Source organism: Porphyrobacter sp. TH134, assembly GCF_002855495.1.
Taxonomy (GTDB): Bacteria; Pseudomonadota; Alphaproteobacteria; order Sphingomonadales; family Sphingomonadaceae; genus Erythrobacter.
Genome location: NZ_PKRO01000035.1, coordinates 13,783 through 33,248, shown reverse-complemented (window position 1 = coordinate 33,248; position 19,466 = coordinate 13,783). Strand labels below are relative to the sequence as shown.

Here is a 19,466-nt window from a genome sequence, read left to right as displayed (position 1 = left end):
AAAAATGGGCCTCCGAAAACAAGGCCTACATCAAGTGGGAATGCCAGAATGACTGACTATCCCAAATCCGAATTTCCAGACCTCAGGTTGCACAATCCAAGATTGTCCGATGAGGAACAAATGTTTGCATTGCTCGAAGCCATGTCGCCGCGAATCCCAAGCTGCTGATAGTTCGTCGTTCAGATGTCCGATCAAAACGATATCCGCTGGCCCTCCTCAGGTATGTCGATGCGGCGGCGCAGCCCTTCGGGCAGGCCGGCAACGGCCTTGGCGAGGCTCTCGCGCGTGGTGAAACAGTGGTCGAGCGCGTTCATGTGCACCGCCACGATCCGCACCTTCGGATTGTAGCGGTCCGCCGCGCGGAACAGCGCCAGCGCCTGGGCCTCGTTCATCAGGATCGGATCGGGCGAGAGCGCCTTGACCATCGCCCCGCCGGTGTGGGCGATGATGATGTCGGGCTTGTACCGCGCGAGGATCGCCTCAATCCGGCCCTCGGCATCGAGGATCGTGTCGCCCGTCCAGTAGATCGTCGGCTGACCCGGCGCCTTGAGGACGATGCCGTTGACCCCGCCGAGCAGCTGACCGGCGAGCCCGGTGCCGTGCGCGCCGAATTCCTGCGTCACCGTGACGCCGCGGAAGGACGTCCCCCGATCGCCGATCGTGGCGACGTTGGTGAAGCCGTAGGCGGCCAGCTGCGCGGCGAAGCTCTGCGTGGTCTCGGCCGCATTGGCCGGATCGATCGCCGCCTGGTTCGACGGGGTGAGGATCGGGATCGCCTTCGGCAGGGCCTGGGCGGCGGCGGGGTCGAAATGGTCCGGGTGGAGGTGGCTGACGATCACCCCGTCGACATCGGCGATGATGTCGGCGACGGGCACGGGCAGTTCGAGCGTGGGATTGGGCGCGATCCCTGCAAAGCTGGGAAGCGCGCCCTTGGCTGACAGCATCGGATCGAGCAGGAAGGTCTGCCCGGCATAGTCGAGCCGCGCGGTGGCATTGCGCATGAAATGGTAGGTATTGGCCGCCGGTGCCTCGGCAGCGGTCCGGGCGGCGGGATCGGCGTCCTGCACCGCGGGCGCGCAGCCGGAGGCGGCCACGGCGACGATCAGCGACACCGCCGCCTGATGAAACCTTCGCATGGGATTATCCTTGTTGCTGAGGGGTCAGAAATCGACGCCGGCCGACACGCCGAACCATTGCGGCCGGCCGAAGAAGCGCTGATTGAACCCGCCCGGCCCGGTGAAGTCGAAGGTGTAGACGAGGTATTCCTCGTCGAAGAGGTTGTCGCCGAACACCGCGATCCGCCACCCGCTGTCGTCTTCATAGCCGATCCGCGCTCCGACCACGGCATAGGCGCCCTGGCGCGAATTGGGCGAATTGGTGATGTCGAAGAAATGCTCGCTCTGGTAGTTGAACGACACGCTGCCCGACAGCTCGCCCTTGCCGACCGGCTTGCCATAGCGGACGAAGCCGTTGGCGGTGAAGCGCGGCGCCAGCACCGCCGAACGGTTGTCGAGCGTCACGCCCTGGACCGTCACCCCGTCGACATCCGTCTCGAGATAGCTGACCCCGAATTGCGCATCGAGCCCATCGACCGGCCGCAGCCCCAGCTCGACCTCGGCGCCGTAGAAGCTGGCATCGGCATTGGTGATGAACTGCGAGAGCCCCTGGAAGGTGAGCGCCTGGAGGTTCTTGTAATCGTAGTAGAACGCCGCCGCATTGACGCGTATGGCATTGCCCGGCGCGGTCCACTTCACCCCGCCCTCGAAGGAATCGAGCGTCTCGGCGCCGAACTTCACGTTGTCCGAAACGATGAAGTCGGTCTGGTCGAGGAAGCCCGCATTGAAACCGCCCGCCTTGAAGCCGCGGCTCCAGCCGGCGTAGAGCAGGAGGTCGTCGGCAGGCTCGACATTGAGCGTGACGCGGCCGACGAAACTGTCCTCGCGCAGGCGGCTGGCCTCGGCCGCGACGACATCGGCAGGTCCTGCGCCGAGCGCCGCGGCAAAGCCGTTGACGGCGCCGGGACGGACGCTGAAGTAGTTCGCCTCGCCCAGTCCCTGGAGAACATTGTTGAGCAACGGGCCGGCGGGCGCGGCGTTGACGTAGTCGAAATCGCGCGCCTCGTCGGTGTAGCGGATGCCAGCGATGACCGAGATGGTGTCGCTCACCTGCCAGTCGATCTCGGCAAAGCCGGCCCAGCTCTCGGTTTCTTGAAGGTAGTTCACATCGAAGAGGATGGCCGGGATCAGATCCGGCGTGTTGGGGATTGGCCCGTTGAAGGCGGACAGCGCCCCGTCGAACACCGCCGGGTCGGAATCGAGCAGGTTCGCGAAGTCGCCCCGCCACTGGACCAGCAGATCATTGGCGCTGCGCACCCGGGTGTTGAGGTAGAAGCCGCCGACCTGGAAGTCGATCCCACCGGGAAGGTCGCCCGACAGCCGCAGCTCGTTGGTGAAGGCCTCGATGTTGGAGGTGAAGGTCGGCTCGATACCCGGGAATGGGCCGACATCGGTGTCTTCCTCGTGCCGCTTGTCGGTTTCCTGCCAGCCGAACACGTTGGTGAGCTTCACCCCGCCGAAATCGTGATCGAGGGTCGCGTGGATGCCGCGCGCGCTGATATCGAGGACGCCGCGGCGGTCATAGGCGCCGGCATAGGCATCGCCGTCGACATCGGCGTAGCAGAAGATGTCGCGCGGCACGTCGGTGGGGCAGAAGGGCAGGTTGTCGGCACCCGTCGCCCCGAGGGTGGCCTGGTGCTGGTATTGCGGGGCGTCCACGCGGTTGTCGGAGAAGAAGCCCTTGAGCCCGATGCGCGTGTCCGGCCCGAGGTCGAACTCGAACTGCAGCCGCATGGCGAACGCGTCGAGCTGGTTGGTGCGATCCTCGAGCAGGCGGTTGAAGACATAGCCCTCGCTGTTGCTGTAGGTAGTGCTGAGCCGCACCCGCACGCTCTCGCCCAGCGGACCGCCCACGGCGCCCTCGATGCGGAAGGTGTCGAACTCGCTGTATTCGCCCGTCACGTAGCCGTCGAAGGTGTCGGTCGGGCGGCGCGAGATGAACTGGATCAGGCCGCCGGTCGCGTTGCGCCCGTAGAGCGTCCCCTGCGGGCCGCGCAGCACCTCGACCCGCTCGGTATCGAAAAGCTGGAACGTCAGGCCGGGCAGCGCCGCCTGGTAGACGTCGTCGATGTAGATCGCGATCGGGCCCTCGTTGTTGTCGTTGAAGTCGTTGAGGCCCACCCCGCGCAGGGTGAAGGAGGGGTTGTTGCCCTCGCCCACGGGAGTCCCGACGCTGAGCCCGGGGACCTGGGCGACGATCTCGGCGCTGGTCTCGATGCCGAGACTGGCCAGCGCGTCGCCGTTGAAGGCCGTGACCGAGACGGGCACGTCCTGCAGGTCCTTTTCCTTCTTCTGGGCGGTGACGATAATGACGTTCTCGTCATCCCCCAGAAGCTGCGCCTGCGCGGGCGAGGCGATGGCGATGGCGATGGCCGCCACGCTTGCCCCGGTTGCCAAGATCCACGCCTTCATGCCGGCCTCCCCGAAATATGCCGAGGCGCGCATCATCCTATGCGGGGGCCGGCAAGGCTTTGCATTTCCGGTCAGATTGGCGGCGCCGCGGGTGCGGTGTGGCGATCCGCGCGGATAAGCGGCAAATCGGCTACAGCATCCACGGCGCGGCGCGCGGGGGAATGTCAGGCGGGACAGCCGCCGTAGACCGATTTCACCTCGAGGAACTCCTCGAGCCCGTGGCGGCCCCATTCCCGCCCGTTGCCCGACATCTTGTAACCGCCGAACGGCGCCATGCTGTCGAGCCCTGCGCCGTTGATGTGCACCATCCCCGTGCGCAGCCGCGCCGCGACCGCCACCGCGCGGGCATGGTCCCCCGACCAGACCGCCCCCGACAGGCCGTAGGGGCTGTCGTTGGCGATCCGCACCGCATCGTACTCGTCGCGGTAGCGGTGGATCGTCACCACCGGGCCGAAAATCTCCTCGCGGGCGATGGTCATGTCCGGGGTCACATCGGCGAAGACGGTCGGCGCGACATAGTAGCCGCGGGTGAGACCGGCCGGACGCTCCGGTCCGCCGGTCACCAGCCGCGCGCCCTCGGCCAAAGCGCCGCGGATCATGTCGCGCACCCGGGCAAACTGCGCCGCATTGGCGAGCGGGCCGATCCCGCCCTCCCGGCCCGGCGCCATCCGCTCGGCGGCGACGCGGGCCAGTTCGGCCGCCTCCTCGTGCCGGTCGTCAGGCACGAGCAGCCGCGCGGTCGCGTTGCAGGACTGGCCGCTGTTCAGCATCACCCCTGCGACCACCGCAGGCACCGCCCGCGCGAAATCGGCATCCTCGAGCAGGATCGCGGCCGATTTCCCGCCCAGTTCGAGCGCGACGCGCTTGACCGTGGCGGCGGCGGCCTCGCTGATCGCGATCCCCGCGCGGGTCGAGCCGGTGAAGGAGACCATGTCGATGTCCGGATGCGCGCAGAGCGCGGCTCCGACCCCGGGGCCGTCCCCTTGGACGAGGTTGAACACGCCCGGCGGCACCCCGGCCTCGTCGAGGATCTCGGCGAGGAGGGCGGCATCGAGCGGCGCCACCTCGCTCGGCTTCAGCACCATCGTGCACCCCGCCGCCAGCGCGGGGGCGACCTTGGTGGCGATCTGGTTCATCGGCCAGTTCCACGGCGTGATCAGCGCGCACACGCCGATCGGCTCCTTGCGCAGCAGCGTGCGACCGAGCGCCTCCTCGAAGCGGAAGTCGTCGAGCACCCTGAGGATCGCGCGGAAGTGCTGCGGCCCGCTGCCCGCCTGCGCCCCGCAGGCGAGCGCGGCAGGCGCGCCCATCTCCGCGGCGATCGCCTCGCCGATCGCGGCGCTGCGTTCCTCCAGCAGCGCGAGGACCCGCGCGATCATCGCGCGCCGCTCTTCGAGCGGCGTTGCCGCGAAGCCCGGGAAGGCGGACCGCGCCGCCGCCACGGCGCGCTCGACGTCCGCGGCATTGCCGAGCGCGACCTCGCCGACCGTCTCCTCGGTCGCGGGATCGGTGATCGGCGCGCGCGCGTCCGAAAGCGGCGCGACCCATGCGCCGCCGATGAAATGCCGCGTCGCGTCGGGAAGCGGCACCGCTATTCCTCCAGCTGCGACTTGTAGAACTGCGCGCCCTGCCCGCCCGCGGCGCGCTTGCCGCGGTGCTCCCAGTCGCCGCCCATCGCGGTGGAGATCACCTCCTCGCTCTCGGTCGGCTGGGCGCCCACGTCGTCGCGGATCGGGGTGCTGCCGGCGACGATCCGGTTCGAGAGGCGGCCGAGCCCCTCGACCTCGACCTCGACCAGATCGCCGGGCTGGACCGGGCGGCTGTTGGCCGGCGTGCCCGACAAGAGGATGTCGCCCGGCACCAGCGTGATCGTGCGCGCGATGTCGGCGACGAGGTAGTGCATGTCCCATTCCATGTTGTCGGTGGTGTCGTCCTGCACGGTCTTGCCGTTGACATAAGTGCGGATGCGCTTGCCGCGGAAGTCCCAGCCGGTGACGAGCCCGGGGCCAACGGGGCACAGCGTGTCCGAGCCCTTGACCCGCAGCATCGAGCCCGCATCGGTGTCGCGGAAATCGTGCAGGCCGTAATCGTTGGAGACTGCATAGCCGGCAATGTAGTCGCCCGCTTCGGCGGGGCTGATGTTGCGGCAGTGCCTGCCGATGACGATCGCGATCTCGCCCTCGTAGTTGAGGTACTTGCAGCGTTCGGGCCGCACGATGTCGCCCCCGTGGCTGTTGAGCGCGGTGATCGGCTTGTGGAAATAGGTGGGCGCGGGCGGGAGCTTGGTGATGAACTCCTCGACCCGGCTGTGATAGTTGAGGTGGACGCAGACGATCTTGGTCGGTTCGACCGGGGGCAGGTGCACCGCCTCCTCGATCCCGATCGAGCGGCCGTCGCGGGTCACGAGCAGATCGCCCTCGCGCCGGGTCAGGATCGGGTATCCGCCCAGCAGGATCTTGCGGTATTCGGTCGTCATCATGCATCCTTTCGCCCGCGCTGCGCGGCGGTTCTTTCGTCGTTTCACGACTAGTCGAGGCGGCGCGCGGCAGCTTAGCAGATTGGGACATTCTTCCCGCGCGGCCTATCGCGGCTGCGCCTCGGCTTCCTATAGACAGCGCCATCGCGGGCAGCATCGCGGCCGCCCGCACCCCTGCCGAGACTGCCGGAGCATCGCCATGAAGGGCTTCTACTATCCCCGCACCAGAAGCGGGACGTCCGCCATCCTGCCGCCGGTGCCGTGGCATTACTCGGGCGAGCTGGTGACGATGGAATACCGCACCGATGTCGATGCGGTCGCCGCCCTCCTGCCCGATGGCTTCGAACTCGCCGACGAGGACCCCGGCGCGGTCGCCGCGATCTGGGCCGACTGGCAGAGCTGTTCGGACAGCTTCGCCGAGGTGCTCGATCCGGTGCGCTGCCAGTACAAGGAGATGTTCCTCGTCATCCGCTGCAAGTTTGCCGGCAAGCACTATTCGCGCTGCGCCTTCATCTGGGTGGACAAGGACTTCGCGGTCCTGCGCGGCCAGCACCAGGGCTATCCCAAGAAGCTCGGCTCGATCCACCAGACCCGCCCGGTGAACATCGGCAAGGCCGGCCCGCGCCTCGCGCCCGGCGGCACCTTCGGGGTGACGCTGGCGGCCTATGACAGGCGGCTGGCCGAAGGGGTCTTCACCATCACCGGGACCGCCGACAAGCCCGGCTTCGTCAACGGGCTGCCGATGGCGCACAGCCGCTGGTATCCCGCGATCGAGACCGACGGGACGGACAGCCTCTCGGAAGTCGTGACGATGAGCGGGTTCGACGGCGAGATGGGCCGCTGCTTCACGGGCGATTTCGATCTCGCCTACTTCGATTCCCCGGTCGAGGAGCTGACCAGCCTGCCCGTGCGCGAGAAGATCGCGGGCTACTGGCACGAGGTGGGCGTCTCGTGGAAGGCGGGCACGACGCTGGCGCGCACCAGCCTGCCGCCGGTCTGACGCCCCTGCCGGGAGCGCCGCCGGGTTAAGCTAGTACTGGCTTTCGGGAAGCTCGATCCGCGCGCCCTCGAGCGCGTGTCCGGTGGTCAGCTGGCAGGCGAGGCGCGAGGTCGCGCGGCGGTGCGCGGCAAGCTCGAGCATGCATTCCTCCATCTCGCTCATCGGCGCAAGGGCCGCGAAGAGCGCGGGCTCGAGATAGACCTGGCAGGTCGCGCAGGCACAGCCGCCGCCGCATTCCGCGGCGATGCTGTCGAAGCCGCCAAGCCGCGCGACCTCCATCAGGGTCAGCCCGGCCTCGACTTCGAGGGGGGTCTCGTGCCCCTGATGATCGACGAACAGCAGTCTGGTCATGGCACAGGTTCTCCATTCTTGCGGAGGGCGAGAAGTTCCTTGAGCGAATGCGCGCGGCATTCGGCGAGAGTTGCGGCGGCGTCCTGCTTCAGTAGTTGCCGGGCGGCCATGAAGCTTGCCGGATCGCTCACCGCATCCACCGCGACGAGGCGCTCCCGGGCGAAGTAGAGGAGGGCGAACCTGCCGCTTTCGGGATCGCCGTGGGACAGCTGGGCATCGTGGCCGTTGAACAGTCCGGCCGCCTGCAGCTTGGCATCGTACTGGTCGGACCAGAACCACGGCGGATCGTAGGCCGGCGGGTCCAGTCCGAGCAGATGACGCGCCGCGCGTTCGGCCTGGTCGAGCGCGTTGTGGACGCTTTCGACCCGGTGCTGCCCGGCATAGGGCCCGACCGGGTGGCGCGTGCAATCGCCGAGCGCGTAGATCAGCGGGTCCTGCGTGCGCGCGTCCGCATCGACGAGAATGCCCCCGTCGCAGGCGAGGCCGGCCTCGGATGCGAGGCCGTCGTTGGCGTCGACACCGATGCCGACCAGCACCGTGTCGCCCGGAATGACGCGCCCGTCGGCGAGGACGGCACCGGTCACCTGCCCGCCGGTGCCCGAGAGCTCGGCGATCTCAGCATCGCAGATCACATCCACCCCGTGGCGGCGGTGCAGGGCCTCGAACCAGGCGCTCATCCGCGGCGAGGTGACCCGCGCCAGCACCCGCTCGGCGCGCTCGAGGACGGTCACGGGGATGCCCTTGGCGCGCGCCGTCGCCGCGACCTCGAGCCCGATATAGCCGCCCCCCACCACGATCAGCGCGCGGCAGGCATCGAGCCTGTCGCGCAGCCGCAAGGTGTCGTCGATCCCCCGCAGCGCAAGCACCCCGCCGAGCGTCCCGCCGGGCGCGGGCAGCGCGCGCGGGCGCGAGCCCGTGGCGATCGCCAGCCGGTCGTAGGCGAGCCTCTCCCCCGAAGCGAGCACGACCTGCCGCGCGGCGCGATCGATCCCGGTGGCGACCGCTCCGGGACGGAACTCCACGCCGCTGTCGGCATAGGCCTGCGCGGGCTTCAGCAACAGGCGCCGCTGGTCCATCTCGCCCTTCAGGAAGGCTTTCGAGAGGGGCGGCCGCTGGTAGGGCGCATGGGGCTCTTCGCCGAGCAGCACGATCTCGCCGCCGAAGCCGTGGCGGCGCAGCGCGAAGCAGAACTGCGAGCCGGCCTGTCCGGCACCGATCACGACGACGCGCGCGGGGTTGGTTTCCTCGTCCATCCCCGCCGCATATCGGCGCGGCGCGCGGCGCGCCTGATAATTCCGGACAGATTGAGGGGCGCACCCTCAGGGCGTGCGGGCGCGCTGCGCCTTGCGCCACGCGGCCGGCGTGACGCCGCCGGACCAGCGCGCGAAGGCCCGGGTGAAGCTGGCGGATTCGGAATAGCCGAGGATCTCGGCGACCTGCGCGATCGAGAGCTTGGAGCTGCGCAGATATTCCGTCGCCATGCCGAACTGGCGCTGGTCGATGATGGCGCGCAGCCCGCTGCCCTCGGCACGCAGGCGGCGGAACAGCGTGGGTGTGGAGACGCCGAGCTGGCGCGCGAGACTGGCGGCGGACCGCGGGCGCATCGTCCGGGATTCGAACAGGGCTGCCTTCACCCGGCTCTCGAAGCTTTCGTCTGCATGCTGGGCGAAATGGCGTTCCTCGAGGAAGCGGCTGAGGATGTCGGCAAGGCCCGGATGCAGCACGCTGCCCCGGATCGCGCCCGAAGCGGCGGCGATCGTCACTGCATGGTGCGACTGCTCGAAGAACACCGGCGCATTGAGCAGGTGCTTGTAATCGGAATAGGGGCGGAGCGCCGAATGCCGGAAGTTGATGCCGCGGAATTCGACCTGGTCGCCGCCATACATCCGGATCAGCCGCGAGGTCAGGGCAAGGCTGAATTCGACATCCTGACGGGTCTCCTGCCCGCCCATGGAATCGATGTCGTAGACAAAGGAAATCTCGTCCCGGTCATGTTCGAAGCGGACCCTGGTGACGTCCTGGAGCAGATCGAGAAAGTGCACGAGGTTGCGCATCGCATCGGCAAGGGTCGCCGAGGAGAGGAACAGGAAGCCGATCGCGCCGAGCGTCTCCGGCCCCGCCGCGCGCGCCAGCCGGATGCCGAGAAGCGGGTCCCCGGCCCGCTCTGCGGCAAGATTGAGCAGCTTCAGGTAGTTTTCGAGCGGGACCCGCCCCTCGGGATCGTCGACCAGCGCGCGGGCGATGCCGCAATCGGCGATAAGCTGGCCGGGATCGCAGTTCTGCTCGGCCAGCGGCAGCATCATGCTGCGCAGCACCGAGGAACCGATTTTGGGTAGCGATCGCATCCTGCTCACCGTGCCAGCCTCGGCCGGCATTCGTCACCGGCGCGCCGATGGCTGTCAAGCCGGGACCGCGAACTTCGCGGCGCACGCGCCGATCGCCGCCTCGAGGATGTCGAGCCCTTCGCCGATCACCGCCTCCGGGGCCGTCAGCGCCGGCAGGAAGCGGATCACGTTGCCGCGCATCCCGCAGGGCAGGAGGATAAGCCCGGCCTCCCCGGCCTTGGCGACGATCGCGCGGGTGAGGTCGGGGTCGGGCCGGGCCGGATCGCCGCCCACCACCAGTTCCACCGCGATCATCGCTCCGAGCCCGCGGATATCGCCGAGCGCCGAAAAGCCGTCCGCGCGCATCCGTTCGAGCCGGGCGCGGATCAGCGACCCGATCCGCTCGGCGCGGGTGCACAGGTCCTCCTCGGCGATGATCTTCAGCACCTCGAGCGCCGCCGCGCAGCCCAGTGGCGAGCCGCCATAGGTGCCGCCGAGCCCGCCGGGGCCGGGAGCGTCCATGATCGCCGCCTTGCCGATGACGCCCGCGATCGGAAAGCCGCCAGCCATCGCCTTGGCGACCGTCATGAGATCGGGCTCGACGCCGCTGTGCTCGATCGCGAACATCCGGCCGGTCCGCGCAAAGCCGGTCTGAATCTCGTCGGCGATGAGGAGAATGCCCTTCTCGTCGCACAGGCGCCGCAGCGCGCGCAGGTAGGCGGGCGGCAGGACATAGAATCCGCCCTCGCCCAGCACCGGCTCGACGATGATCGCCGCCACGTCGTCGGCGGCGATGTCGGCGACGAAGAGATCCTCGATCGAGCGCATAGCCGCGTCTTCTGAGACCGCGAGGTATGCGTTGGGGAAGGTCGCATGGAAGACGCCGCCAGGCATCGGCCCGAACTTCGCCTTGTAGGGCGCGACCTTGCCGGTCATCGCCATCGTCAGCATGGTGCGCCCGTGATAGCCGCCGCGCAGGGCGATGACCCCGTGGCGACCGGTGTGGGCGCGGGCGATCTTGACCGCGTTCTCGACCGCCTCGGCCCCGGTGGTCACGAACAGGCTCTTCTTGGGGGAGGAGCCCGGGGCGATCGCATTCAGCTTTTCGGCCAGCTCGACATAGACCGGGTAGGGCGTCACCTGGAACGAGGCGTGGCTGAACTGGTCGAGCTGCCGCTTGACCGCCGCGACGATCCGCGCGTTGGTGTGACCGGTGTTGCACACCGCGATGCCGGTCGCGAAGTCGATCAGGCGATTGCCCTCGACATCGGTCAGCTCGGCGTTGTCGCCGGCGGTCACGAACCGCTGATGCACCGATCCCACGCCCAGCGCCACGGCGGCCTCGCGCCGCTTCCACCAACCGGCATTGCCCTCGGTCGTCATCGCTCCATTCCTCCCAGCAAGCAGTATTTCATCTCGAGATATTCCTCGATCCCGTGGTGCGAGCCTTCGCGGCCCAGCCCCGATTCCTTGATGCCCCCGAAGGGCGCGATCTCGGTGGAGATGATGCCCTCGTTGAAGCCGATCATGCCGCATTCCAGCCGGTCCATCAGCCGCCAGGTCCGGGCCGGGTCGCGGGTGTAGACATAGGCGGCCAGGCCGTAGGGCGTGTCGTTGGCGATGGCGACGGCCTCGGCCTCGTCGGCGAAGCGGATGATCGCGGCGACCGGGCCGAAGATCTCCTCGCGGGCGATGCGCATGTGCGGGGTGACGCCGGTAAGCACCACCGGCGGGTGGAAGCTGCCGTCGTCCGCCTGCCATTCGCGCCCGGCGGCAAGCGTGGCGCCGGCCGCGAGCGCATCGGCGACCAGCGCGTGGACATTCTCGACCGCGCGCCGATCGATCAGCGGGCCGATCTGGGTGCCGGGCGCGAGCCCGTGGCCCATCGTCATGGCATTGACGGCGGCCGCGAGCCTGTCGACGAAGGCGCGCTCGGCGGCATGGTGCACGAGGAAGCGGTTCGCGCACACGCAGGTCTGACCGGCGTTGCGATACTTCGAGGCAAGCGCGCCCGCCACCGCCGCGTCGATGTCGGCATCCTCGAAGACGATGAACGGCGCGCTGCCGCCGAGCTCGAGGCTGAGCCGCGTCACGGTGGCGGCGGCCTGCTGCATCAGCACCTTGCCGACCGCCGTCGATCCGGTGAAGGACAGCTTGCGGATCACGGGGCTTGCGCACAGCACCGACCCGACCGCCGCCGCCGCGCTGCTCGGCAGCACGCGGAAGACCGCTTCGGGAACCCCCGCCCGGTGCGCAAGCCGCTCGAGCGCGAGGGCGCTCAGCGGGGTCGCCTCGGCGGGCTTGACCAGCATGGCGCACCCTGCGCCAAGCGCAGGACCCGCCTTGCGGGTGATCATCGCGAGGGGGAAGTTCCAAGGGGTGATCGCGGCGGTGACGCCGACCGGCTGCTTGTGGACCAGCACCCGCTTGCCCGGCCAGGGACTGGGCAGGATCTCGCCGTTCACCCGCTTTGCCTGCTCGGCGAACCATTCGATGAAGCTGGCCGCATAGCCGACCTCGCCGCGGGATTCGGCCAGCGGCTTGCCGCTTTCGAGGGTCGCCAGCTGCGCGAGCGCTTCGGCATGGGCGAGGATCAGGTCGTGCCAGTCCCGCAGGATCGCTGCGCGGGCCTTGGCGGGCCGCTCGGCCCATTCCGGCTGCGCGGCCTCGGCCGCGGCGATGGCGGCCTCGACCTCCCGAGGCCCGTGATCGGCAACGGCCGCGACCAGCTCCCCGTTCGCGGGATCGCGAACCGCGAGCCCGCCCGTGCCCATGAGGTAGGGGGACAGGAGGTCCTTCCAGCAGGTCATGCCACCTGCCTCGCTTCCCAGATCCTCCGGCGCTGCACCATCGGCACGATGATCGCCGCCGCACCTGCCCCCAGCAATGCGGCGGACAGCACCTCGACCGCGGCATAGCCGCTGCCCTCGACCAGCAACTGCCCGGCCAGCAGCGGCCCGAAGCCCAGTCCCAGCATCTGCATCGCCACTGCCGCTGCGATCATGCGGCCCGTGACGTCCATCTTCCCGGCGGCCGCAAGCAGGAAGGGCAGGGTCATGTTCCAGAGGAAGTTGAAGACCGACACCGCCAGCGCGAAGACGAGGAAACCGGGCTTCGGCACAAGCACGAGCAGCGCAAGCGCGCCGCCGAGGATGCCGCCGACCACGACATAGCGCGGGCGCAGGCTGTCGGCGAGGAAGACCGCGGCGAAGGCTCCGAAGATGGCGACGAACTGCGACACCAGCAGCGCGTTGGCGACCTCCTGTTCGCTGCCCCCGAGATCGAGACCGATCAGGAACAGGTTCGCCCAGGCAAGCCCGATCCCCGTATTGTAGAGCAGCACCGCGCACAGCGCGAGCCCGAGCATCGGCCGGCCGAGCTGCACCGCCCCCTCGCCGGGCTGCTCGGCTGTGTCGAGCATCGCGGGGCAAAAGGGAACCAGCAGCAGCGCAAGCGCCGTCAGCGCCGCCCAGACGATAAAGATGCCCTCGAGGCCCACCGTCGCGAAAGCCGCGGGCATCGCCCATAGGCCCATCGCGCCGTAGGTCAGCAGCAGCGCCAGATACCAGGCGAGATTGCGCTGGATGTGCACGGTCAGGCCGACGAGGCTGAAGCTCAGGGCGATGATCACCCCCTCCCCCAGCCCGGTGACGAACCGGACAGCCGACAGCACGAGAAAATCGCGCCCGACGACGGCCGAGGCGAGATTGCCGAGCACCGCGAGGATCAGCGCCGCCGCGATCGTCGTCGGCACCGGCAGCCGGGTCACGGTCGCGGCCACGGCGAGGGTTGCGAGGGCGACGCCTGCCATCTCCCAGAAGGCGAGTTTGTTGGCGGCCGCCTCGCTGAAGCCGAATTCGCTCACGAAGCCTTGCACGAGACCCGGCTGAACGATGAACGACAGCACCCCCACGGTGCCCAGCACAATCGCGGTCAGGATGAAGCTAAGTGTGTCGCGGTCGAACGGCACAGGATGGGCTGACATCGTGGGCATCGGGGTTCCTGTAGGATCGCAGAAAGGCGCTCTATCGCATCGCGCAAAGCGGCAGCTTGGCACCTTCGGACATTCGCGTGAGATGGAAAGATGCGGATCGCCCCGCCCTTCGCGATCCTTTTCGTCAAATAAATGATCGGAACGATCAATATGGCGATTTTGTTCTGCATAGCTTCGGCAGCAGGGGAGAAACACGATGTCTCAGCTTTATGTAACGCCCTCAGCAATTTCCGACTTGCGCCGGGTGCAGACCGCGCAATGGCATTACGCAGGTGAGACGAACGAACCGCAACCCGGCCTGTGCGATCTGCGCACTTTCGTGCAGCTCCTCGAGGAACGCGGCAAGAGCGCCGGGATGCCCGATTTCGGATGGCGCACCGGCCTTGCATCGAGCTACGGCAACCGTGGCGACGTCGGGCGGGCCGTGCTCGGCGCCCGGACCCTCGGGACGGCGCTGCACCGGCTGGTGCAGTACTTCCCGCTCATCCAGGACGCCACCGCGCTGGCCCTCAAGGTCGAGGATTCCTCCGCGATCCTGAGCTACCGCATCCTCGATCCGGACATCTGGCCCCGCCATCAGGATGCGATGTATTCGCTCGGCATCTATGCGGCGATGATCCGTCTCGTCGCTCCGTCCGACTGGCTGCATGTCGAACTCAGCATCGAGGCCGAGGCGAGCGAGGTGAAGGCCGATCTCTCGCATCTGGTCGGCACGCAGGTGATCTACGGCTGCGGGCTTAATGCGCTGCGCTTTCCGGCCGCGTGGCTGGACAAGGAACTGGCGATCATGAAGTCCGCCGATCCGCTGCTGCTGCGCTCGCTCTCCCGCCAGCTGGTCGGCAAGCGCCGTGCGACCGCGGTCGGCGATAGGACGCGCGAGATCATCTACCGGGACATGGCGAGCGGTCAGGTCGGGCAGGAGCAGATCGCAAGGGAGCTCGGGGTCACCAGCCGCACGCTGCGGCGCAAGCTTTGTGCCGAGGGCCATTCCTTCCAGGAGCTGCTCGACGATTGCCGGATGCGCTGCGCCGCGCGCGAACTGACTGCAAGGCGCCACCTGTCGCTGTCCGAACTGGCCCTGAGGCTGGGCTACGCCGAGCACAGCACCTTCTCGCGCGCCTTCCACCGCTGGGCCGGCACCGCGCCGCAGGTCTATCGCCGCGAGCACCTCATCCATTGATCTGGCCGGGTCTGCCAAGCCGGCCCTCCCCGCGACAGACTATCCGCCAGCCCGGAAGGAAGAAAAAGGCAGCGAATGGCACATCTGTTGATCATGGAGGGCAACACGATCGCCCGCCAGAATGAGGCCGCCGCGCTCGGCGTGCGCTCCGCGAGCGGGGTCTACCGCGAGGCGGTGCTGGCGGATTTTCCCGATCTGCACGTCGATGTGGTCCACGCCGCCGATCCCGGCCAGACACCCCCGGACGGCAGGGCGCTTGCCGATTACGACGCCCTGATCGTCGGGGGGTCGGGGCTTCATGCCTACGACACCGACTTCGCCGTCACCAACCAGATCGCAATGCTGCGCGCCTTCGCCGAGACGGGCAAGCCGATCCTCGGCAGCTGCTGGGGATTGCAGATCGCCGCGATCGCGGGCGGGGGCGAGGTGAGGCTCAGCCCCAACGGGCGCGAGGTCATCGTCGCGCGCAAGATCCGCAAGCTGGGGGCGGGGCTCGCCCATCCCTTCCTCGCGGGCCGCGGCGACACCTTCGATGCGCCCTGCATCCACTACGACGAGGTCACCGCCCTGCCGCCCGGATCGCAGGTGCTGTGCGGCAATGCCCACAGCGCCATCCAGGGGGCGATCGTCCCGCTCGGCAAGAGCGAGGTCTGGGCGGTCCAGTACCACCCGGAATTCGATCTCGATCACCTGCGCATGCTGGTGCGGCTCTATGCGGCCGCGATGCTCGAACAGGGCTTCTTCGCCGACGAGGACGAGCGCGCGCACTACGAGGCGAGGCTCGCCCTGCTCCATGCAGACCCGGGCAACCGCGCCGCCGCCTGGCAGCTGGGGATCGACGCAGACCTGCTCGATGCGCGCCGCCGCCGTTCGGAGATCATCGCCTGGATCGAGCGCTGCGTCCTGCCCGCGGCCCGCGCCTGAGGCGCGGGCGCGGGGCCGGTCAGGCCGCCGTCCAACCCGCCTCCGGCCGGTCGAACCAGACGTGGACCTGACTGGTGCCGATCGAGTTCTCGTAATCGCTGAACCGCCGCCCCCGGGCGACACAGTCGCGCCCGCCCAGCGCCGCGACCATCATCAGGTAGTGGCCGAAACGCCCCTCGGGCTTGAAGCGGTAGTAATCGGGCATGGTGTCGATCACCGCGGCATGGTTGCCCGCCTCGAACCACGCGAGCCGCGCGTAATCCGCCTCGCGCGCCTCGGGCGAAAAGATGTGGCTGGGATCGGACGCCTCGTGCCGCGCCAGTTCGCGCAGCGGATAGAAGGTGTGGCTCATCGACCCGCTGGCGAGCAGCACCACGCGCCGGTCCGAGGCGCGGATCGCCTCGCCGATGCCATAGCCGACCTCGAGGAAATCCTCGGCCTCGGCGGTCTGGCACATGCCGATCGAAATCCATTCCTCGCCCTTGTCGAGATAATGCGCGACGTTGACGGTCGGATAGTGGATCGGGAGATAGGGGTCCTCGATCGCGGTGCACTTGGTGCCGCGGGCGGTCACCGCCGCGGCGATGGCCTCGGCAAGCGCAGGCGAGCCCTTGAGGTCGTAGGGCACCTGGCGCATCCCGCGCGGCAGTTCTTCCGAGGTGTATTTCCCGGTGCGCCGGGCGTGGGAGGTCACCACGAACTCGACCGTTGTCGCCCAGTGGGTGTCGAAGACGATGAAGGTGTCAGGCTTCAGCGCGTCGAGCACCTCGTCGCGCAGCCGGTGGAACCCGTCGACGAGGGAGATTTCCTTGCCCTCGTTGAGCTCGAACCGCACCGCCTGCGGCAGCATGATGGTGGGCACATGCGATACCAGCCCAGCCCCGATGATCTCGCCCATGGCAATAGGTCCCGTGTTGTCTCAGACCCGGCCATCTGTGCCCGATGCGGGCGGCTTTCTTAAGTGCACCGATCCAGTCTGTCCGCATCTGCTAAGACGGCCAACCGGTTGCGACCTATTCCCCGACAAAACGGCTCCCCCGTCCGGGCGGGGACGCAGCGCGCAGAGGATGCCGATGGCTCAGGACTGGACATACCCCTTCTCCCGTTCGACCGACCCGCATGTCGATCTCGCCAGCCAGGATGCCTTCAACGACGGCGCGCCCTATGCCACCTTCGAGCGGATGCGGCGCGAGGACCCCGTCGCGTGGTGCCCGGAAAGCGGCGGGCGCGGCTTCTGGTCGATCACCCGCCATGCCGACATTGCCGATCTCAACCGCAACCCGCAGCTGCTGAGCTCGGCGCGCGGGATCCGGATGGAGGACCAGTCCGAGGAGGAATACGAAGCGCGCAAGACCTTCCAGGAGACCGATCCGCCGCGCCACACCCATTTTCGGATGCTGGTCAACAAGGCCTTCTCGCGCCAGGAGGTCGCCAAGTTCGAACCGCAAATCCGCGCGATTACCCGCAGCCTCGTCGATGCGGCGGTGGAGCAGGGCGAGGTCGACGCGGTCGAGGCGATCGCCCGGCAACTGCCGATGCGGATGCTCGGCCAGATCATCGGCGTGCCCGACGCGGATTCGGACTGGCTGGTGGAAAAGGGCGACGCGCTCATTTCCAATTCCGATCCCGACTACACCGACTTCGTGATCGACCAGGTCGATACCGAGGCATACCGGCTCCTCCCGTTCCGCTCGCCCGCGGCGGTCGAGCTGTTCGACTATGCCAACGATCTCATCGCCCGGATGGACCGGGGCGAGGACGTGGGGGTGCTCAACCTCGTGCGCCAGCCCGACAAGAACGGCGTCAGGATCAGCGACGACGAGTTCCGCAACTTCTTCTGCCTGCTGGTGGCCGCCGGGAACGATACCACGCGCTACAGCATCGCGGCATCGATCCACGCGCTCGCCAACCTGCCGCACCTCCTCGAAGCGGTCCGCGCGATGGACGAGGACGCGGTGCGCACGGCTGCGGACGAGATGATCCGCTGGGCCTCCCCCACCACCCATTTCCGGCGCACCGCGACCGAGGATTTAACCTATCACGGCAAGCGGATCGCCGCCGGGGACAAGGTGATCCTGTGGTTCGCCTCGGCCAACCGCGATGCCGAAGCCTTCGGCAACCCCTACGAGATCGACCTCGCCCGCTCGCCCAACCGCTTCGTGTCCTTCGGGCAGGGCGGCCCCCACGTGTGCCTGGGGATGTGGCTCGCCAAGCTCGAGGTGCGGATCGTGCTCGAGGAACTGGCGCGCCATGTCGGCAGCATCGCGCAGGTGGCGGACCACAGCTATCTGCGCTCGAACTTCATCCTCGGGATCAAGCGGCTGCCGGTTCGGATGACGGGGCGATGAACTATGTTGCGGGGGATGTGGCGATGCAAAACGCGCTTCGTGACGGGGAACGGGTGCGGGTGCTGTTCGCCGATCAGTTGAACCTGGCCCGCGGGAAATACCTGCCGGTGCGCATGGGACGGCAGGGGCACGCGCGCTTCTGCGTCGGCACCTATGCCCTCACCTACGCCCGCCAGCTGGTCGATGCCCCCGGGGCGGGGGTCGGCACCGGGCTGCCCGACATGACGGCGCGCTTCGACGAAAGCTCGCTGCGGCTCGGGTGGGAGACGAACACGCGCATCGCCATCGGCGACCTCCATCTCGACGACGGGCCCTTCGGCCTGTGCGGCCGCTCCGCACTGAAGCGCGCGCTGGCAGGCTGGCAGGCCCATGGGCTCAATCCGATGATCGGCCTGGAGGGGGAAGCCTATATCTTCCAGCGCGATACCGAAGGCCGCTGGGTGCCCTACGACACCCCCGGCGCCTACGTCTACGGCACCGGGCCCTTCACCGATCCCGCCGGGCTCGTCGACGAGATCTGGGCAATGGCCGAGAAGGTCGGGATCGAGATCGAATCCCTCAATTCCGAATTCGACTTCCCGCAGTTCGAGCTGACCCTCGGCTACACCGACGCGCTCAAGGCCTGCGACGATTTCTTTCTGTTCCGCACCATGGCGCGCGAGCTTCTGTATCGCCGCGGCTATCTTCTCAACTTCATGCCCAAGCCGATCGCCGGAAAGGCGGGCACGGGTCTCCACATCAACATCAGCATGCAGACGGCCGACGGCACCAACGCCTTCGCCGGAGGCACTGCCCGAGGCGCGCTCTCGCCGCTGGTGAACGGGTGCATCGCCGGGCTGGTCAAGCACCACCGGGCGCTCGGCGCGATCATGGCGCCGACGGTCAATTCCTATGCGCGCCTCCAGCCCTCCAGTCTCAGCGGGTGCTGGGCCAACTGGGGTCACGACCATCGCGGCGTTGCTGTCCGGGTCTCGGCCGAAACCGGCCCCGCGGCCCGGATCGAGCACCGCCTCGCCGACTGTGCCGCCTCCCCCTACGTCGCCGTCGCCGCAGCGCTGCAGGCCGCGCTGATCGGGGTCGAGGAGGGTTATGCCCTGCCGCCGGAGGAGAGCGGCGACGGGATCGAGCGGATCGACGCGACCGAGCGGGTGGCCGACACCCTGGCGGAATCGCTTGATGCGCTCGCAGCCGACCCCAAGCTGCGCGCGGCGCTCGGCCCGCTGCTGGTCGACAACTTCATCGCCATCAAGCGTGCCGAGATCGAGGAACTGGCCGGCGCGAGCGAGGCGCAGATCTTCGACTACTACGCGCCCTTCATCTGACCGCGGGCAAGGGATTATCG

At 68.3% G+C, this 19,466-nt stretch carries 16 protein-coding genes; 5 read left to right on the top strand and 11 right to left on the bottom strand.

The window, feature by feature from the left end; genetic code table 11:
• Positions 1-191: 191 nt before the first annotated feature.
• The 4 genes from C0V72_RS13020 to C0V72_RS13005 all read right to left on the bottom strand — a co-directional run bounded on the left by C0V72_RS13020 (position 192) and on the right by C0V72_RS13005 (position 6,003).
• A complete protein-coding gene (locus C0V72_RS13020; protein WP_101794576.1) occupies positions 192-1,136 on the bottom strand; it encodes an MBL fold metallo-hydrolase in 945 nt (314 codons plus the stop codon).
• A gap of 24 nt (positions 1,137-1,160) precedes the next feature.
• On the bottom strand, positions 1,161-3,527 hold the full coding sequence (locus C0V72_RS13015) for a TonB-dependent receptor (protein ID WP_172439023.1): 2,367 nt from the start codon (positions 3,525-3,527) through the stop codon (positions 1,161-1,163).
• 164 nt (positions 3,528-3,691) lie between these two features.
• Positions 3,692-5,116: an aldehyde dehydrogenase family protein gene (locus C0V72_RS13010; protein ID WP_101794579.1), complete on the bottom strand. Its 1,425-nt coding sequence runs from the start codon at positions 5,114-5,116 to the stop codon at positions 3,692-3,694.
• 2 nt (positions 5,117-5,118) lie between these two features.
• Positions 5,119-6,003 (bottom strand): fumarylacetoacetate hydrolase family protein, encoded by an 885-nt coding sequence (locus C0V72_RS13005; RefSeq protein ID WP_101794578.1) that lies wholly within the window; start codon positions 6,001-6,003, stop codon positions 5,119-5,121.
• 199 nt (positions 6,004-6,202) lie between these two features.
• Between C0V72_RS13005 and C0V72_RS13000 the strand changes: the two genes are divergently transcribed.
• Positions 6,203-7,003: an acetoacetate decarboxylase family protein gene (locus C0V72_RS13000; RefSeq protein WP_101794574.1), complete on the top strand. Its 801-nt coding sequence runs from the start codon at positions 6,203-6,205 to the stop codon at positions 7,001-7,003.
• A gap of 30 nt (positions 7,004-7,033) precedes the next feature.
• On the opposite strand, the gene C0V72_RS12995 is transcribed toward C0V72_RS13000, so the two are convergent.
• From C0V72_RS12995 to C0V72_RS12970, 6 genes are all read right to left on the bottom strand, one after another.
• Positions 7,034-7,354 carry a 2Fe-2S iron-sulfur cluster-binding protein gene (locus tag C0V72_RS12995; RefSeq protein ID WP_101794573.1) on the bottom strand — a complete coding sequence of 107 codons (321 nt, stop codon included), beginning with the start codon at positions 7,352-7,354 and terminating at the stop codon, positions 7,034-7,036.
• Positions 7,351-8,607: an NAD(P)/FAD-dependent oxidoreductase gene (locus tag C0V72_RS12990; RefSeq protein ID WP_101794572.1), complete on the bottom strand. Its 1,257-nt coding sequence runs from the start codon at positions 8,605-8,607 to the stop codon at positions 7,351-7,353. Before C0V72_RS12990 ends, C0V72_RS12995 begins: the two co-directional genes overlap by 4 nt.
• 66 nt (positions 8,608-8,673) lie before the next feature.
• Positions 8,674-9,699 carry an AraC family transcriptional regulator gene (locus C0V72_RS12985; RefSeq protein ID WP_172439022.1) on the bottom strand — a complete coding sequence of 342 codons (1,026 nt, stop codon included), beginning with the start codon at positions 9,697-9,699 and terminating at the stop codon, positions 8,674-8,676.
• A 54-nt stretch (positions 9,700-9,753) separates the two neighbouring features.
• Positions 9,754-11,061, bottom strand: a complete 1,308-nt coding sequence (gene gabT, locus C0V72_RS12980; RefSeq protein ID WP_101794570.1) for a 4-aminobutyrate--2-oxoglutarate transaminase — start codon at positions 11,059-11,061, stop codon at positions 9,754-9,756.
• Positions 11,058-12,488, bottom strand: coding sequence for an NAD-dependent succinate-semialdehyde dehydrogenase (locus C0V72_RS12975; RefSeq protein WP_101794569.1), 1,431 nt, complete (start codon positions 12,486-12,488; stop codon positions 11,058-11,060). The genes gabT and C0V72_RS12975 overlap by 4 nt, the downstream gene beginning before the upstream one ends.
• The gene (locus tag C0V72_RS12970) at positions 12,485-13,672 is read right to left on the bottom strand and encodes an MFS transporter (protein ID WP_101794568.1); all 1,188 of its coding nucleotides are present in this window, start codon (positions 13,670-13,672) and stop codon (positions 12,485-12,487) included. The genes C0V72_RS12975 and C0V72_RS12970 overlap by 4 nt, the downstream gene beginning before the upstream one ends.
• A 196-nt stretch (positions 13,673-13,868) precedes the next feature.
• On the opposite strand from C0V72_RS12970, the gene qhpR reads away from it, so the two are divergent.
• Positions 13,869-14,852 (top strand): AraC-like transcriptional regulator QhpR, encoded by a 984-nt coding sequence (qhpR, locus tag C0V72_RS12965; RefSeq protein WP_101794567.1) that lies wholly within the window; start codon positions 13,869-13,871, stop codon positions 14,850-14,852.
• Positions 14,853-14,927: 75 nt separating this feature from the next.
• Positions 14,928-15,776, top strand: coding sequence for a type 1 glutamine amidotransferase (locus C0V72_RS12960; protein WP_101794566.1), 849 nt, complete (start codon positions 14,928-14,930; stop codon positions 15,774-15,776).
• 19 nt (positions 15,777-15,795) lie between these two features.
• Here the strand turns inward: C0V72_RS12960 and C0V72_RS12955 are convergent, their stop codons facing one another.
• Positions 15,796-16,674 carry a catechol 1,2-dioxygenase gene (locus C0V72_RS12955; RefSeq protein WP_101794565.1) on the bottom strand — a complete coding sequence of 293 codons (879 nt, stop codon included), beginning with the start codon at positions 16,672-16,674 and terminating at the stop codon, positions 15,796-15,798.
• A gap of 175 nt (positions 16,675-16,849) precedes the next feature.
• On the opposite strand from C0V72_RS12955, the gene C0V72_RS12950 reads away from it, so the two are divergent.
• Positions 16,850-18,124, top strand: coding sequence for a cytochrome P450 (locus C0V72_RS12950; RefSeq protein WP_101794564.1), 1,275 nt, complete (start codon positions 16,850-16,852; stop codon positions 18,122-18,124).
• Positions 18,121-19,446 carry a glutamine synthetase family protein gene (locus tag C0V72_RS12945; RefSeq protein WP_199797797.1) on the top strand — a complete coding sequence of 442 codons (1,326 nt, stop codon included), beginning with the start codon at positions 18,121-18,123 and terminating at the stop codon, positions 19,444-19,446. Before C0V72_RS12950 ends, C0V72_RS12945 begins: the two co-directional genes overlap by 4 nt.
• Positions 19,447-19,466 lie beyond the last annotated feature (20 nt).